The organism is Thalassospira sp. MCCC 1A01428, assembly GCF_002115825.1.
In the GTDB taxonomy this organism is placed as follows: domain Bacteria; phylum Pseudomonadota; class Alphaproteobacteria; order Rhodospirillales; family Thalassospiraceae; genus Thalassospira.
In genome coordinates, this window is sequence record NZ_JFJZ01000008.1 from 60,718 (window position 1) to 78,224 (window position 17,507).

The window sequence follows — 17,507 nt, forward strand, 5'->3', positions numbered from 1 at the left end:
ACAGGACCGGGCCGTTTTTTATGCAAGGTGTAATAAAAAACCGCAGGGGAATGACAGATATTTGCCCAATGGCATGCATATGTGCCGGTTAATCTGGTAATAACAGCCTTACATTGGCGCCATATGCCGCGTCATCGGCGCACCGACGCGCAATTTGCTGGCGCAACAGGGCCACAAACCGCATCGCCACGGGGTTTTGCCCGGCCGGCGGAAAAACACAGGCATAAGGCAACCAAAATTCAGGCCCAACCGGGCGCAAGGTGGTTTTGGACGGATCAATAAAAACACTGCTGATTCCGTCCATCAGGCCAAGACCATACCCGCTTTCAACAAATTTGGGCACCAGCAAACTCGACCCGATTTCAAGGCTGATGCGTGGCACCTTGCCAATCGCTTCAAATAGGTGGTCCAGCCTTTGCCGCCATATCTGATTGGATCGCAAGGAAACAAAAGGCTGATCAACAAGGGCCTCGACCGGCACACATGCAAGGGCCGCCAACGGATGATCAACGGGCAACAGCACCTGGGTTCGCGCTTCCAGCACGGGTTCAATCGCCAGTTCGACCACAGATGTTTTAATTGGTAACGACAGCAGGCCCAGATTATAGCGCCGTGACCCCACCTGATTTTCAACATCGGACCGCGTGCCAATATCAATTTTGCATTTCAAATTGGCATGTTCGGCATTTAGCAAATCAATCACGGGCGGTAACAACGATGCCCCGATCGGACCAACCGTAATAATGCGCAGGGTATCCACCGCCTTTTCGCGAATTTCACGCGCAATCGCCGGGATTTCCTCGACCCCGTTTAAAATATGTTCAGCTTCGTGGAAAAAACGTTCCCCTTCGCGGGTTAAGACCAGCCGCTGGTTCGTCCGTTCAAACAAGGTCAGCTTCAGTTCACTTTCCAGCCCCGACAACATTCGGCTGGCGGCAGACTGACTAAGGTGGGCCGCCGTCGCCGCCCCCGAAAGGGTGCCATGCAACACAGTCAGGCGAAACAGCCGTAGCGCCTTAAGATTCATATCATCCCCGATTTTTGCAGGGTTTCCCCCCGAAACACCCGGCTTCCATTTTCACGCCCCACCCCGCCAATCACAAGTAAAAACACAGGCATCATCCCCGCCCTTGTCATTACAACTTTAAACCGAAGGTCCCCAGATAAAACAACACTTTAAATATAACCATCGCAAAGAAAAAACACCGCCAAAACCCCAAAAACCAACACCATTAGTGTTTATTTCTTAAATATTATCAATCCAGGGTTAATTCACAGCCTGAAAGTATTATTTTTTTGTTGCCGGTCATTGTTATTTACTGACCACCTCAATAATTAATGCTTCTCTAGCAAGACGAATGGGACATGTGGAAAGAAAGTTGCACAGGAAGACAATATCGACCGTTATTTCAATCAATAAACAGACATCAACTTATAAGAGAATGACAGAAAACGGTCACAATGCGCGAAACTGCATTGTCTGCTGCAACATTATAAATACTTGGGGCGATGATGATAAACCTATCCAATTGTACAATATCGACAAAACTGCGACTTTTATTAGGAATTGTCGCAGTCGCATTTTTGGCCTTAACGGCCTATGACCTTTTTACCCTTCGCGGCACCCTTGTTGATGGTCGCAAGCAAAACGTCAAAAACGTTGTCGAAATGGCGCGCTCAACGATCGACCATTTCGCCCGGCAGGCGCAAAATGGCACCCTGTCGCAAGATGATGCCAAAACACAGGCACTGGCGGCGGTAAAAGACCAGCGGTTTAACGGCGACAACTACGTTTTTGTTATCGACCATAGTGCTCATATTCTGATGCACCCGATAAAACCGGAACTGAACGGCAAGGATGGCACCACAATTACCGACGAAAATGGTGTCAGAATATTTGCCGATCTGGCAAAGGTCGCATCTGCACCGCAAGGCGGATATCTGAACTATATCTGGCCCAAGCCAGATCAGAAAACCTCGGCACAGAAAATTTCATATGGCGCCAGCTATAAGCCCTGGGGATGGGTTATCGGCGCAGGCACCTATATCGATAATGTTGACGATGCCTTTTGGCAACGCGCCATCAGTGATATTATCGTAGCCTTGCTTGTTGTTGTCATTGTTGGCCTGATTGGCGCTGCAATTAGCCGTTCAACCGGGCGACCACTGGGCGATATCACCCGGGCCATCAATGGTTTGGCACAGGGAAACAACAATATTGAAGTAGATATTCCCGATGTCGAAGACCGCCAGGATGAAATTGGCGAATTGGCCCGCGCACTTGCCGTTTTCCGGTCAAATCGAAAACGCAACGAAGCCGCAAGCGCCGAACATCAACGTAATCAGCAAGCCCAGATCGAACGGGCCCAGCGGATTGAACAGCTTATTGGCCAGTTTGAAGGCGATGTAACACAAAACCTGAACGGGGTTAACGATGCTGTGCGTAAATTGCATGGCACGGCAGGCGAAATGACCCGGCAGTCATCGCACACCACCGATCAGGCCACTGCCGTTGCCGCAGCAACCGACCAGGCCGCCCGTAACGTTGATACAGTTGCTGCCGCAGCCGAACAGCTTGCAACCTCGATTGACGAAATCACCCAGCAGGTTAACCGCAGTTCCGATATCGCCCGGACCGGTGCGCAGGAAGCCGATGACGCCACCAAAATTTTTGCGGCCCTTGGCAGCGCTTCGGAAAAAATTGGTGAAGTTGTTCAGCTGATTCAGTCAATTGCCGAACAGACCAACCTTTTGGCCCTGAACGCCACGATTGAAGCCGCCCGCGCGGGCGAAGCCGGCAAGGGGTTTGCCGTCGTTGCAGCCGAGGTTAAAAACCTTGCCAACCAGACCACTCGCGCCACCGAAGATATTGCCGTACAGATTAACGACATTCAGGGATCCACCCAAAACGCCCTGGGCGCGATCAGCCATTTGTCCGGACGAATGAAGGAACTAAACGAAGTTGCCGCTGGCATTGCCGCCGCTGTTGCCGAACAGGATGCGGCCACCGGCGAAATTGCCCGCAATGTGGGCGAAGCCGCACAGGGAACCAAGGAAGTCTCGGCCAATGTTGCCGGATTGCGTCAGTCAGCTGAAAGCGAACGTGTCGCATCAAATGACGTATTAAATTCGGCACAGGGACTGGATCAAAAGTCTCATTCACTTATGAACCAGTTCCGCAATTTTCTGGCTGATATCCGCAACGCCTGAGCCGGGATTTTCAAAACCGGACGCACCAACAACCCGGGATAATGTAAAACCATCTTTTAAAGGCAGGGCATACCCTGCCTTTAAATTTATCCGCTGCAATCCCTTCATACGGGGTAAACACATTAATCAGGATAAGTGACCTGCCCCTTCACAGACCTGCACACCTGCGATGACCTCGCCCTGGCGGCACATGCTCACTCATAATTCCGCTTCCCTGTGAAACAGCAACGCTTCTACCGGTTCTGATAGGACGTCTGTTTCCATGCCCGAAACCAGGGTTAAACGACTCGTATATCCCCGTTATCGCCGGTCAAAAATGCCCCCGGAAGCATGTCGGGATAACAGCATGTTATTTTTTAGAACGGTTTTATGGGGGCAAAATGTTTGAAGACCACGCGCCACACAACCCTGAGGATAAAAAGAAGAAAATATTTTTCTTCTGGAATTATTATAAAAATTAAGCGAAACCGATAAGCTATAACAACATAATATTTTTCTTATATAAAATATACCCTTCAAACCCTTTTTAATCCTCAATAATTTTATTTTTTTGTGTTGCCACTTGGTATCAGATCAATTCACGTCTGGATGAATTTTGCTATCTTTTTGCCACTATAAGGTGAATTGGCGATTTTCAGCATTTCGCAAGAATGGGCATTTAGCCGGTTCCGGTCTGGTAACATCACGCGCAGGGTTTCACATATGACTCTTTCCAATTTCTCAATTGCAGCAAAACTTCGTTTACTCATGATCCTCGTTGCGATTGCTTTATGTATTCCAACAGTTTTCGATCTGTTTACCCTGCGTTCAACCCTGCTTGACGATCGCAAGGAAAACATCCGCCAGATCATTGATATGGCCGAAACCAGCATTGCCCACCTGGATGACAAGGTAAAATCCGGCGACCTTACCGAGCAGGAAGCCAAACAACAGGCGCTTGATGCGATATCAAGGCTGCGTTTCAACGGCGATAATTATGTTTTCATCATGGATGCAAATGGCACCATCGTCATGCATCCTGTAACGCCGTCCCTGGTTGGCAAAGGCGTTGCACAAATTAAAGATGCCAACGGCACGGCATTCCTGTCGGATCTGATCACGGCAGCCAAAGGCCACGATGGCGGATTTGTTAATTATGTATGGGCCAAACCCGGCCAAAACGGCACAGCACCGAAACTTTCCTATGCCCGCAACTTTGCCCCCTGGGGTTGGGTCTTAACCACCGGCATTTATATTGACGATGTTGATGCCATTTTCTGGCAGCGCGCCACCGCCGACATTACATTTGCTGCCATTTTACTGATCATTTTGTGCGTGATCGGCTTTTCCATTGGCCGGTCTATTACCAAACCCCTTGGCGAAATTACCAACGCCCTCACTGCCCTTATCGGCGGCAACACCGACGCCGAAATTCACCACACGGATCGCGAAGATGAAATTGGTGAACTTTCACGGGCATTTGTTGTTTTCCGTGAAAATCGCAAGGAAACCGACCGCCTGCAAACAGAACAGGCCCGTATCCAGCAGGAACACATCGATCGTGCCGAACGCATTGAAAACCTGATCCACAGTTTTGAAGGCGAAGTTGAAGGTAACCTGACCGTGGTAAACGCGGCGGTAACCCAGCTACGCGGCACGGCTGGCGATATGAGCAACCAGTCCTCGCACACAACAGAACAGGCGACCGCCGTTGCCGCCGCCACCGAACAGGCTGCCAACAATGTTGATACCGTTGCGTCAGCCGCCGAACAGCTGGCTGCCGCGATTGACGAAATCACCTTGCAGGTCAGCCGCAGTTCGCAAATTGCCCAGTCGGGTTCCGAAGAAGCCGACGAAGCCAGCGGACTGTTTAGTGCCCTTGGCGCCGCATCGGAAAAAATTGGCCAGGTTGTTGAACTGATCCAGTCCATTGCAGAACAAACCAACCTTTTGGCGCTAAACGCCACCATCGAGGCCGCCCGCGCCGGTGACGCGGGCAAGGGTTTTGCCGTGGTCGCGGCCGAGGTTAAAAACCTGGCCAACCAAACCACCCGCGCTACCGAAGAAATTGCCGGGCAAATTGGCGATATTCAGGGCTCGACCCAAAATGCCCTTGGGGCGATCCAGCATCTCGCCGCGCGCATGAAGGAACTAAACGAAGTAGCCGCCGGCATTGCCGCCGCCGTACAGGAACAGGATGCCGCCACCGGCGAAATCGCCCGCAATGTTGCCGAAGCTGCCACCGGCACCAAGGAAGTTTCGCGCAATGTTGAAGGCTTGCGCGCATCTGCCGAGGATGAACGCCAGGCATCGGGCGAGGTATTGCACGCTGCCCGTGACCTTAGCGATAAATCCCACGCACTTTTGTCGCAAATCCACGACTTCCTGCGTGATATCCGGGCCGCATAATTAACCCCGCATCAAACCCGATAAAACGGGCAGGCTGAACATCATCAGTCTGCCCGTTTTTTATCGACAATACGTAATGTGCCACGATTTAACGGCAGTCACCGGATAATGGCAGCAAAGCTCAGATAACCGCGCCACAGGCGACAAACAACGCTGCCGAGCGTGCCCGGGCCAATTTGGCATCGGCAGGGTCTGAATCCGGCCTGCCATCGTTATTAAAACCATGGCCGGAATTTTCATAAATATAAACCGGCACTTCGGGATGGGCTTTTTTGATCGTGGCTGTAACGTCATCGGCCGGAATATGCGCATCCTTGCGACCAAAATTGCAAATGACCGGGCATTTTAACGCCACATCGGCAATCCCGGCGACTCCGCCACCGTAATAACTGACCGCTGCAGACAAATCGCTGATTTGCGCCGCAGCTCGCCACGCAACAGTACCGCCATAACAATAGCCGATTAAAAATACCGAGCCATTTTGCTTAAGTGCATCTACGCAAGCCTGCACATCAGATACCGGATTTTCAATGCCATTATCCCCGGCATATTGACGCCCGGTTTCAAAACCCCTGGCATCATGATCGGCCACAAAGCCGCGTTCCTGGCGGTCAAACATCGATGGCACGATCACTTCATAGCCTTCGGCCACCCAGCGTTTTGCATCCTCGATCATATAATGATCCAGACCGAAAATTTCCTGAATCAGAACCAGCCCGCCTTTACGCGGCCCGGTTGGTGCCCCGTACCAGGCATCAAATTCAAATCCGTCTATCGCGGATGTCAGCTTTATCATTTCAGGCATTTCATTCTCCTGCTATCGGGCAAAAGAAAAGGCGGGGCCTGCCGGCACCCGCCTTTTTCGATAGTTAAGTCCGCTCATGACGATTAAAGCGACTGATTGATCCAGTCAACCAATGCACTTTTCGGCATGGCACCAACCTTGATCGCAGACACTTCACCATCCTTGAAAATCATCAGGGTCGGGATGCCGCGAACGCCGTATTTGGCTGGCGTGTTCGGGTTTTCGTCGATATTGACCTTGGCAATGGTCAGTTTCGTGCCAAGTTCACCGGCGATTTCGTCAAGATATGGGGCAATCTGCTTGCACGGACCGCACCATTCCGCCCAGAAATCGACCAGAACCGGCGCGTCTGCGCCAATAACGTCAGAGTCAAATGACGTATCGGATACTTTAATCGTTGTCATTCTGTCAGATCCTAGTTGTTACGAGGTCAAACGCCCAAGCGGGCAACCTCGATCCGCTTATGGATGCAAAGGTAGGCAGGCGGAGGCCAAAGGTCAAGCGCGTTGCATTCGCATCAGGGTTTCTGGCAGTTCCACCATCCACGGCCCGTTGGTCCACAGAATATGACAGCGAATGATTTTATCTGGGTACATCTGGGTCAATGCATCGCGATAAATCGCCATTTGCCGCCGATATGCCATTGGCGTTTGGGCCACATCGCGCGGCGGCGGACGGTTGGTTTTATAGTCCACAATCATAACCTCATCGCCAGTTATCACCAATCGGTCAATCTGGGCAGAAACCACATCCCCCCCCACAATCCCCACCAAAGGCACCTCGGCGCGCGACGCGGGGCCAAAGATTGGTGCAAAATCGGGATTATCGAAAATCGCCAATGTTTCATTGGCAATTTCAAACTGCTGGTCGGGCTCCAACCCATGCACCGGCTGGCCTAAAAACCGTTCAGCGGCATCAAACCGGCGATCGGGCGCCAGGTCGGGCAACAGTTCAAGCAATTTATGGATCAAAATACCGCGTTTGAAACTTTGCCCCTGATCCCCGCCCAAGGGCGATTGCACCGATGGTTCGTCTTCCAACGGGCGACTGGGCGCCAGAGGGCGCGGCGGAAATACTTCTTCGGGGGCCACTGTCCGGATCAGTTTGCGCATTCCCACATCATCGGATGATGTGTCTGCCCCAGCGGTTGCCATCCCCGTCGCAATCTTGTCCAGCTTGGGTTCCGCACTTTGTTTGGTTTCCCAAATAAAGCCATCCCCTTGCCAACCAGAGGGCGAAAGCATGCTAAAATCCATCGCGTCGGGCGATGCAAAATCGCTTAGGGCCGCTTCACACAAATTATACCAGCAATGTTCGGGCGGGGTTTTCTGCCCCTGCCAGCCACAAATATAAAGCCGGTCTTCGGCCCGGGTCAGCGCCACATAAAGCAGGCGGTTATATTCCTGATCGCGTTTTAAGGCGATGTCATCGCGCAACAGCTTTACCCGGTCATTTTCCAGGGCCACACGGGGTAACCAGAACATCAACTGGTCCTTATCCTGCCAAAACAGGTTCGGGGCCTGGGTGGGGACTTGCATGGTATCGGGCAAGAACACAATCGGGGCCTGAAGGCCCTTGGCCCCATGCACCGTCATGATCCGCACTTCATCGCGGCCACTTTGTTCCAGGTCGCGTTTAATCTCGGCATCGCCGGCCATCAACCAATGCAAAAATCCTTGCAGGGTCGGGGCGTGTTCGGCCTCGTAATTCATTGCCAGGTTCAAAAATTCATCTATCGGGTCGTTGGCTTCGATCCCTAACCGGCCCACAAGGCGCGCGCGTACCCCACGTGCCCCCTCGCCGCGCCCCCCCAGCAATTCGCCATACAGCTCAAACGGGCGTTCATAATCCACCCGCCCCAGCCATCGCGCCAAAAAGCCATAGGCCCGCGCAAACATCGGGTCATCCCCGGCCCGTTCACGCAGCGCGTGCCACAATGTGCGCCTGCGGTTATGGGCCAGATGAAACAACTGATCCTCGCTAAAACCAATGATCGGGCTTTTCAGCAAGGTTGCCAAATTCAAATCATCATCAGTCATCAGCAAAAACCGGCCAAAGGCGATCAGGTCCATCACAGCGAGCTGTTCGGTAATTTCCATGCGGTCCACACCGGCCACTGGCACGTTGCGTTCTTTAAGGGCCTTTACCACTTCATCGACAAAGGCGGTGCGCCGTCGCACCAAAATCATAAAATCACCGGCCCGTACCGCCCGCCCGCGCGAGGGCAAAACTTCACGGCTGTCGATTGCATGGCGAATATGCCCGGCAATGACGCGCGCCAGCCTTATTTCCGGGTCATCAAGGCGCACAATTTTGGTTGGCGGCGTCCAGGGTTCTTGCTCTTCACGCGCCAGCGGGGCCACCGGCGGCCATAATTCAATGCGCCCGGCATGGCCCTGCCGAAAGGCCTGGTGGGCAACATCGCGGCCTTCATCGCCCACGCCCTGACGGGCAATTGGCCCGGCAAACACCTTGTCCACCACGCCCAGAACCGCATCGGTCGAGCGAAACGATATGTTCATCGGCACTTCACGCCATTCGGCCTCAATCTCGGCGGCACGTCGGGCAAAATGGCGGCGCATGTCGGCAAACTTTTCGGGGTCGGCGCGCTGAAAACTGTAAATCGATTGTTTCGCATCCCCAACGGCAAAGATAGTGCGGGGTTTATCTTCGTGCTGGCTGGCATCGTTGAAAAATTCTTCAGCCAGAATTTGCACAACTTTCCATTGGTCCGGGTTGGTATCCTGGGCCTCGTCAATCAGGATATGTTCCAACCCTTCGTCCAGTTTAAACAATACCCATCCAGCCATTCCGGCCTGTTGTTCCAAAAGGCGCACGCTGTTTAAAATCAGGTCATCATAATCCAGCCACGCATGGAGCGCCTTTTTGCGGGCATAACGCGCCAACATGGCTTCGCCCATGCAAATCAGGGCGGTTGTCGATTCCGCCAGCATCGCTGCCTTGCGGTTTTTCTCAAGTTCCACCAGCCGCGCACATTCCTGTTCCAGCGCATCGGCCCCGGACGGGTGATTCTCGCCCGCTTTTTTGGTAATCAGCTTTGCGCGCGGCGCACCGGTGGAGGCCGTAAAAAACACAGTGCGATAATCGCTAAAAACCGCGATACGGGCATCAATATCGGTTTTTTCCAAAAACTGCACCAAGGCGGGCACACGGTCCTTGTCGGTTTTTGTCCCGGCCTCAAGGGCTGCCAGCGCCATCATCAAGCCGTCGCGATCAAATGCGCCATCGGCAAGAGCCGCCCGCAACATCATATCGGCCGTTTGCCCCGGTGCCACGCCCAACGATTTATAAACCGCCTCACACATGCGATCACGGCCATGATGAAAATCCAGCATCCGTTTTAACCGGCCCCGTTCACGGGCCAGATCGCGCATCACATCACCAAAGGCCCCTTCGCGGACCTGCCCTGTCACCACTGCCAGGGCATCGGCCAAAATCGGGTCTTGCCCGCTGCGCGCATAGGCCAGCACTTCTTCCTGGGTATCGGCCATCGTTTCGGCTGCGGTACGGTCATCCATAATTTCAAAGTGCGGGGCCAACCCGGCTTCTAATGGAAACCGGCGCAACAAGGATTGGCAAAAGGCATGAATGGTCTGAATTTTCATCCCGCCTGGCGCGTCAAGCACACTGGCAAACAGGCGACGTGCCCGGGGCGTTTCATCTGCGCCCGGTGCTGTCCCGGCCAGTTCGGCCAGATCGCGCTGTAAATCGGCATCATCCATCGTCGCCCAGCGGCCCAGCCGTTCATTCACCCGGTTGGCCATTTCGGCAGCGGCAGCCTTGGTAAAGGTCAAACATAATATGCGGTGCGGTTCCGTGCCCGATAACATCTGGCGCAAAACCCGGTCCGACAGCACCTTGGTTTTGCCCGCCCCGGCCGATGCCGACACCCACACCGATGCCATCGGGTCCGATGCCATACGCTGCAACACGTTAGGGTCGTCACCGCCGCCATCCCCCCCGGTTAACAGCACAGACGGGCGATTATCCGCAACATTCATTCCGGCACCCTCAACAGAATTTCTCATTTCTCGTCTCCGGCGTTGATGGCTGCCAAGGCAGGTTCGCCCTCGCCCGTTTCTTCGCTGCCCATCCATTCGCGCGCCCGCGACAAATGCACGTAATCGGAATATTTCGGGGCATTATCGGGGTGCGGCACGCTTAAATACGGGGTTTGCGGGTCGGCAAAGGCGGTGGCAAGGGCGGCCACCCCGGCAACCGCATCGCGCGCAAGGTCATGCGGGGTGGTTTTCATCCGCGCGGTATCAATTTCGCGAATTTCCCCTGCCGGGTCCCCGCCCGATAGCTTCCAAAACGCATAGGACGCGGGCGGGCCTTTATCCACGTCATTAAAGCCGCCCTGCTCGGCAATCGCCCCTTCCAGCGGCAATTGCGGGGCGAACCCGTTAATCACGTCCTTGGCGCTGGGCGGCACGCCGGTTTTATAATCAATAATCGCAATGCCACCATCGCGCAGCACATCCACCCGGTCCGCCCGGGCATAAACCTCAAACCCTGATCCTAAAACAAGGCTGCCGCTGCGTTCGGTATAGGATGCGCGCAAATAATCGCGCCGCCCGGCTTCGGTTTGCACAAACCATTTGGCAATGCGCCCAAAGCGGGGCCACCAAAACGCCCATAACCCCGGGCGGGCTTTTAACGGGGCAAAAACCTCTTCGCCAATCGCCATCAGGCGGGCTTCGGAATCGGCGGGTAAATAATCATGATACTGGCTGATAAACCGGTCCAGCGCCTCGTGAATGTAATTGCCATAATCGGCCGCACCGGGGTCCAGGTCGATATCATCCAGGCTTTGCAATTTCAAAATATGGCGGGCATAAATCGCATAAGGGTCGCGCATCCATGTTTCAATTTGCGTGACCGACAGGCGGTTGGGCCGGGCCGCGACCGGCGGTGTCGGTGCCGGGCGGCCCACGCGCACGCGCATTTCGGCTGTGGGTTCATCAAGCTGATCGGCCAAGTGGCGCCACTGCGTGGCATCGGCCTTTTCCATTGCCACGCCAGACTTGCGCAAAAGGTTTTCAATCCGTAACAACCACCGCGACGGTACGGTTGGCGTGCCGCCGACGCGCAAGGCGCGGGTCATTACCACTGTTGGCGCGCAAAACAGTTGCTGAAAATCATGGGCGGACTGGCCAATGCGATGTTCAGGGGCGGGCAAGCCAAATTTGGCGCGCATCGGGCGGCTCATCCACGGGTCGGACCCGGCATCAGGCGGCCAGACGCCTTCGTTTAGCCCACCCAATATGGTTAAATCGGCCTGCTGCATCTGGGCTTCGACCGTGCCCCAAATAAACAAACGCGGATGTTTACCAAACCTTGGGCGCACCGCCCGGTCGGCCATCAAGGCATCTAAAAACGCGCCATATCGCGCGCCTTGCAAGGCATCAAATCCCGGCAAAGCCTGCAACAATTCATAAACGAAATCGGCCAGGGCTTCGCCCGCATCGCCGCGCCACAGGCGGTCTGGCCCGCTTTGCTGGTCGCTGGCCGCCAATGTTTCGCAACACCGCACATGGGTGCGCAGGGCTTCGACCGGCAGCACAGTTTTATCTGCCATCAAATCAAGCAACGGCGACAAGGACGCCTCAAGGGCTTCGACCAGGTGATGCAAACGTTGATGATCATCGCGAATACGTTCGATCCGCGGGGCTGCATTCACCGCATCAGCCCTGGTTATCCGCTCGATGGTTTCATCGCACCAGCCATCAATCGCATCGGCCAAACCGGCCAATCCCGGCCCCGGGCGTGGACCGCGCAAAATTTGCAATTCCAGCAGGCGGGTTTGCGTACGAAACGTTTCGGGGGGTAAACCAGCCGCACATAACGGGTGCTTTAATAGCTCCAGCAACGCTACAGGGGCAAATTGTTCTTGCACGGTACGCACCACCAGCCGCATGAAAATGGCCGGGGCCGTATCATGCAAGGGCACCCCGGCGGAATCATCAACATCAATTTCCCAGCGCCGCAATTCAGTAGCCACCCGGCGGGCCAACCCGCGATCGGGTGTGACCAGCGCACAGGTCTTGCCGGGGTCCTCCAGCGCGTCGCGCATCATCAGGGCGATGGTTGCGGCCTCTTCGCGCGCACCGGAACAATCCACCCGCAACACACCTGCCAAAACATCGGGCGCAAAATCATCAATATAGCGCCATTGATCAGTGGTTTGGGCCGGGCGCAATGCTTCGCGCGCCAAACGCCGCCGTTCATAGCGCGCATTGCCCGGCATTCCAGCCGCATGCTGGGGGGATGCGACGGACGGCACAGAAACGCGGGCATCTTCATTGCCATCCGCAAACAAATCACGCATCGCAGGCGCAATTGCCGATTTTTGAATGGCGGCACCTTGCAAAGGCACGCCAGCATTGCTGCCATCGTTGCCCCCATCTTCTCCCCCCCAAGGCAAAACATCATCCGCCGTACGCTCTATCTGGTTTAACAGCCGTGCCAGCAAATGTTGTGGATGGGCGGCATCCTCGTTAATCGCCAGCCAATCGCCTGCGGACAGACCACTCATTAACCCCGGTAACACCACCCGCCCCTGTGGCAGGTTTAAAACCGCACCCACCAACGTGCGCAATGCGGGGAACGGGGCCGTGGACCCGGCCACAATCACCGGGTAGTCGGGCGGGTTAACACCCCAAAGCTCGATTTGGGCCGCAATCATGGCGTTGCGCCGGGCGGCACGGTCGCTCACCCCTTGATCAGCCAAAATATTTGGCCAAAAGGTGGTCAGGATTTGCAAAAATTCCAGCGTTAATTGCCAGTGTTGGGCAAATTCGGTCGGTACCAAACCTTCAAGATCATCGAATTTGCAATTTTCGGTTTGCACCTGGTCTAAAAAGCGGGCCAGTTCGCCTGCCAGCCGTGCCGCCTGATCGGCCGTTGGTTTTTCACCTTTGTAATCGGCGCGCGACATGATCAACCGGGTCAACAGCAATTTTCGTTGCAAATCCGGAATGGCTGGCGGTAAATCAAGCACTACATCCTGATCGGCGCGGCCAAACATCGCCAGTTCGTCTTCATCGGCCTCACCTAACGGACGAATGGTGGGAAGCAGCGTTACCTTGCCTTGCGTCTGTCGCAAAAAAGCATCGCGCATCACCTTGCAAGACCGGCGATTGGGCACCAACAGCAACGTATCGGACAAGGCCACCGGCTGATCCACCGTTTCGCGCAATAATTGCTGTGCCAGCATATCGGCAAATGGGGCACCTGGCGGGATGTAAAACAGATTGTCCGTCATTGTGGTCCCTGTTTGATAAGATTACGTCCAACCGGGAAAATCCACCGGTCCGTATTCATGTGGAAATAATAATGATGCTAATAATGCAGACTAACGCGAATATAGCCGGGATGGCACCCTGGCAATCATCGTTTTATACGCTGCGGACACACAACAAAAATCTGGCGCGCGACACTGGGCCAGTTAAGCACCGCAATTACACTGTTTTACAACGCGGCAATCGCATCCTCGGCATCGCGCAGGGCTTCGGGCGTGCCAATATGAAACCAGCCGCCATCATGCACCAGCCCGTAACAGCGCCCGTTTGCCAAGGCCCGGTCGTAAATAACATTAAGCGAAAAGTTACCCGGCAAAATGCCCTCAAACAGCCGGGGGTTTAAAATTTGCACCCCGGTAAAAAAATACGGCGCGCTGGCGGCATCGCCCCGGCGCATTAACCGCCCGTCAACCTGCCAAAAAAAGTCGCCTGCCCCGTCATAGCCAAACGCCCCCTGCACCGGGGCTATCGCCATCAGGCAATCCATATGGTCGGCATCGAAGGCCTCGATCATGCGGGTAAAAAGCGGTTCTTTGCCTTCGGTCCAGAACATATCGGCATTGGCGACCAGAACTGCATTTTCATCGAGCATCGGCAGCGCATTTTGCACACCACCGCCAGTTTCCAGCAAATCGGCCTCTGGCGAACAAACAACCGACGGAAAATCGCGCTTTTCCACATGTTCCGCTATCATTTCGCCAAGGTAATGATGATTAACCACCACCCGGTCAAACCCGGCATCACCCAACCTGTCCAAAACATGGTCCAGCATCGGCTTGCCCGCCACCTTGACCAGCGGCTTTGGCATATGATCGGTAAGGGGGCGCATACGCTTACCCAACCCGGCAGCCAGAACCATCGCCTGTGCCGGCTTTAAAACGGTGTGCGCATTCGTGCTCATATCCGGGTCCAGTTTACCGTGGTCAAAAAAGGATTAAACAGCGGCGTTAATCGCAGAGATCATGCGGGCATCTCGCGGGATGTGCATATCTACCCACGCTGCAAGCGCTGGCAGGTTTTCAGGCGCTCCGCGCAGAATCAATTCCCAACAGCGGGGAATAAATTCCAGATACCGGGTTTTACCGGTCTCACGTGCCAGCCAGCCAAACCGGCCCAAAATACGGAAATTACGCACCATACCGGTAGCAATATAAGCGCGGTAAAACGCCGCTTCATCAATGGCGGGAAACGCCGCCAGATATCGATCCAGCATATTGCGTTCCAGATCCTTGCCGACATCATGGCGCACATCGCGCAACAAGGACACCAGATCATAAGGACGTGGGGCAAGGGCGGCATCCTGAAAATCAATAATTCCACAATCCACCCCGCCGTCATCGGTATCAACCAGCATCAAATTATCAACATGGTAATCCCGATGAATAAGGGTATCGCCAACCAGCCCGCATTGGGGCAAGACCTCGTCCAGCAGACAGTTAAAATCCTGAACTGCCTTATCGCGTGCGGTCGCATCGACCAAAACCATCGGCAGATAATCGCGGCAAAAGCTGGCAAGCTGACGGCGCAAATTTTCGGGCTGATACCGGGCCAATTCCGCCCATTCCGTGTTTTCCCTATCCGCGTTTGCCATCTCGGCATCAACACGACGATGCAGCAATACAAGAGAATCGGTAGCGCGAATATACAGGCTAGCAGGGGCGATTTCGCCCATGCTCAAGGCTTTGGTAAAGGTCAGATCACCGAAATCCTCGATAATCGCCAACCCCTGCTGAATATCATGTGCAAAAATATCCGGCACCCGCCAGCCCAGCCGGGCAAACAACGCGGTTGTCCGCACAACCGGTAAAATTGATGCCGGCCGTTCTGGGATATCGCTTAAGCCATGCGGATCAATCGATACAGCATCAGGGGCAAAATCCATCAACAAGGCCGTTTCATTGCCCCTGCTTAACCGCCAATATTTGCGGGCCGAAGCATCATCAACCAGTTTTTCACGCAGGGCATCTGCCCAGCCATATTGACGCAAAAAAACATCAATCACGCGAAGCCGCTGATCTTGCCGGCTTTGAGCAAAATGGCTCATGCCGCGTTTCCGCTGATGTTATCCAGTCGCGTTTCCCAGTTTTCCCCATGCGAAACCAGCTTGATCCGGCGGGCATCAGGGTTTGATCCGGGTTCGATATAAATATTCAAACGGTTTTCGGGAGTTAAATGCTCCAGTCGTTCAGGCCATTCGATCAGGCTAACAGCCTCGCTAAAGGCATCTTCGATATCAAGCTCATGAACCTCTTCAGGATCAGACAAACGATACAGGTCAAAATGCCAAACCGGTAGCGGCTCAAGATCGTAGATCTGGACCAGTGTAAAAGTCGGACTGGGCACTTCTTCGTCCGGGTTCCCCGCCAATGCACGAATATAGGCGCGGCAAAAGGCACTTTTGCCCATCCCCAGTGTCCCGTGCATCAAAATCACATCACCAACCCGCGCCACCGCTGCCAGTTCGGCCGCCAGCTTTTCTGTGTCAGCCTGATTTTTGATAACAAGATTCTTTTCCATATCCGCCTGCGCCCGCTGTGCCTGAGGTAACAAAAATCATCAGCTTTCCCCTGTTCTAAGGTCAGAAAGGACGATTTCGCAATGCTTTTAAAACCAGTTTCAGTGTAACCTGAACCGGTTAAAACCATATCAACACCCAACTATCAGGGCCAGATAACGTTGCGATGGCAGGGACAAAATGCTATTTCGCCCCTGACAGGTCTACGCCCTTTGTTTTTTGGAATGGAATCAAAATGTCGGAAGCGTCGCACAGCACGGATATCGCCATCATTGGTGCAGGCCCGGTCGGGCTTTTTGCCGTATTTGAAGCCGGAATGCTGGGTCTTAAAGCTCATGTTATTGATGCGCTCGACATGGTGGGTGGCCAGTGCAGCGCCCTTTACCCGGAAAAACCGATTTTCGATATTCCCGCCCATCCGCAAATCACCGGGCAGGACCTGATAGACCAGCTTGCCAAACAGGCCGCTCCGTTCGAACCGACCTATCACCTGGGCCAACAGGTGACGAAACTTGAAAAACGCGACGATGGCCGCTTTACCCTCGAAACTTCGGTCGGCACTGTGATTGACGCTGGCGCGGTGGTCATTGCGGCTGGTTGCGGCGCCTTTGGCCCCAATAAACCGCCGATGGACGGTCTGGATGATTTTGAAGGGTCTGGCGGGGTTCAGTATTATGTTAAACGCCGGGCCGATTTCGCCGGTAAAAAGGTAGTTATTGCCGGTGGCGGTGATTCGGCGGTCGACTGGGCGCTGTCACTGCACGACATTGCAGAAAAAGTTTATGTTGTCCATCGTCGCCCCAAATTTCGCGCCGCCCCCGATAGCAGCGCCAAATTACAAGCCCTTGCCGAGGCCGGTAAAATCGAAATGGTCATCCCCTATCAGCTTAAAGGCTTAAAGGGCGATGTTGCCAGTGGCAAACTCAGCCATGTGACTGTTGCGACGCTGAAGGGCGAAGAACTTGACCTTGAAGCCGATCATTTGCTGCCCTTCTTTGGCCTGGCGATGGAACTGGGGCCAATTGCAGACTGGGGCCTGAACCTGGAACGCAACCATATTGGGGTGACCCAGGCAACGATGGAAACATCTGTTCCGGGCATCTACGCCATTGGCGACATTGCCACGTATGAGCATAAACTCAAATTGATCCTGTCAGGCTTCGCCGAAGGGGCAAGTGCCATTCACAGTGCACGCAGCTATCTGTTCCCGGACAAGGAATTTCATTTCGAATATTCAACAACCACTGGCGTCCCTGCGGAATAA

The 17,507-nt window shown here is 54.3% G+C and carries 11 protein-coding genes; 3 read left to right on the top strand and 8 right to left on the bottom strand.

Features of this window, described 5'->3' with window-relative positions; translation table 11 throughout:
- Window positions 1–88 precede the first annotated feature (88 nt).
- Window positions 89–1,027 (bottom strand): LysR family transcriptional regulator, encoded by a 939-nt coding sequence (locus THS27_RS08875; protein ID WP_085589962.1) that lies wholly within the window; start codon window positions 1,025–1,027, stop codon window positions 89–91.
- Window positions 1,028–1,584: 557 nt separating this feature from the next.
- On the opposite strand from THS27_RS08875, the gene THS27_RS08880 reads away from it, so the two are divergent.
- Together THS27_RS08880 and THS27_RS08885 are read left to right on the top strand one after the other, a co-directional pair.
- The gene (locus THS27_RS08880; protein WP_246832899.1) at window positions 1,585–3,210 is read left to right on the top strand and encodes a methyl-accepting chemotaxis protein; all 1,626 of its coding nucleotides are present in this window, start codon (window positions 1,585–1,587) and stop codon (window positions 3,208–3,210) included.
- A 702-nt stretch (window positions 3,211–3,912) separates the two neighbouring features.
- Window positions 3,913–5,598: a methyl-accepting chemotaxis protein gene (locus THS27_RS08885; protein ID WP_085589964.1), complete on the top strand. Its 1,686-nt coding sequence runs from the start codon at window positions 3,913–3,915 to the stop codon at window positions 5,596–5,598.
- A gap of 121 nt (window positions 5,599–5,719) precedes the next feature.
- Here the strand turns inward: THS27_RS08885 and THS27_RS08890 are convergent, their stop codons facing one another.
- From THS27_RS08890 to tsaE, 7 genes are all read right to left on the bottom strand, one after another.
- Window positions 5,720–6,403 carry a dienelactone hydrolase family protein gene (locus THS27_RS08890; protein ID WP_085589966.1) on the bottom strand — a complete coding sequence of 228 codons (684 nt, stop codon included), beginning with the start codon at window positions 6,401–6,403 and terminating at the stop codon, window positions 5,720–5,722.
- Window positions 6,404–6,486: 83 nt separating this feature from the next.
- Window positions 6,487–6,807 (bottom strand): thioredoxin TrxA, encoded by a 321-nt coding sequence (trxA, locus tag THS27_RS08895; RefSeq protein ID WP_085589967.1) that lies wholly within the window; start codon window positions 6,805–6,807, stop codon window positions 6,487–6,489.
- A 93-nt stretch (window positions 6,808–6,900) separates the two neighbouring features.
- Complete coding sequence (gene addA, locus THS27_RS08900; RefSeq protein WP_371455338.1) at window positions 6,901–10,452, bottom strand: double-strand break repair helicase AddA; 3,552 nt, start codon at window positions 10,450–10,452, stop codon at window positions 6,901–6,903.
- A complete protein-coding gene (gene addB / locus THS27_RS08905) occupies window positions 10,449–13,691 on the bottom strand; it encodes a double-strand break repair protein AddB (RefSeq protein WP_246832900.1) in 3,243 nt (1,080 codons plus the stop codon). The genes addA and addB overlap by 4 nt, the downstream gene beginning before the upstream one ends.
- Before the next feature lie 206 nt (window positions 13,692–13,897).
- Window positions 13,898–14,629 (bottom strand): nucleotidyltransferase family protein, encoded by a 732-nt coding sequence (locus THS27_RS08910; protein WP_085589969.1) that lies wholly within the window; start codon window positions 14,627–14,629, stop codon window positions 13,898–13,900.
- A 33-nt stretch (window positions 14,630–14,662) separates the two neighbouring features.
- Window positions 14,663–15,772: an aminoglycoside phosphotransferase family protein gene (locus THS27_RS08915; protein WP_085589971.1), complete on the bottom strand. Its 1,110-nt coding sequence runs from the start codon at window positions 15,770–15,772 to the stop codon at window positions 14,663–14,665.
- Window positions 15,769–16,245 (bottom strand): tRNA (adenosine(37)-N6)-threonylcarbamoyltransferase complex ATPase subunit type 1 TsaE, encoded by a 477-nt coding sequence (gene tsaE, locus THS27_RS08920; RefSeq protein ID WP_085589973.1) that lies wholly within the window; start codon window positions 16,243–16,245, stop codon window positions 15,769–15,771. Before tsaE ends, THS27_RS08915 begins: the two co-directional genes overlap by 4 nt.
- Window positions 16,246–16,478: 233 nt before the next feature.
- Here tsaE and THS27_RS08925 point away from each other — a divergent pair, with 233 nt between their 5' ends.
- On the top strand, window positions 16,479–17,507 hold the full coding sequence (locus THS27_RS08925) for an NAD(P)/FAD-dependent oxidoreductase (RefSeq protein ID WP_085589975.1): 1,029 nt from the start codon (window positions 16,479–16,481) through the stop codon (window positions 17,505–17,507).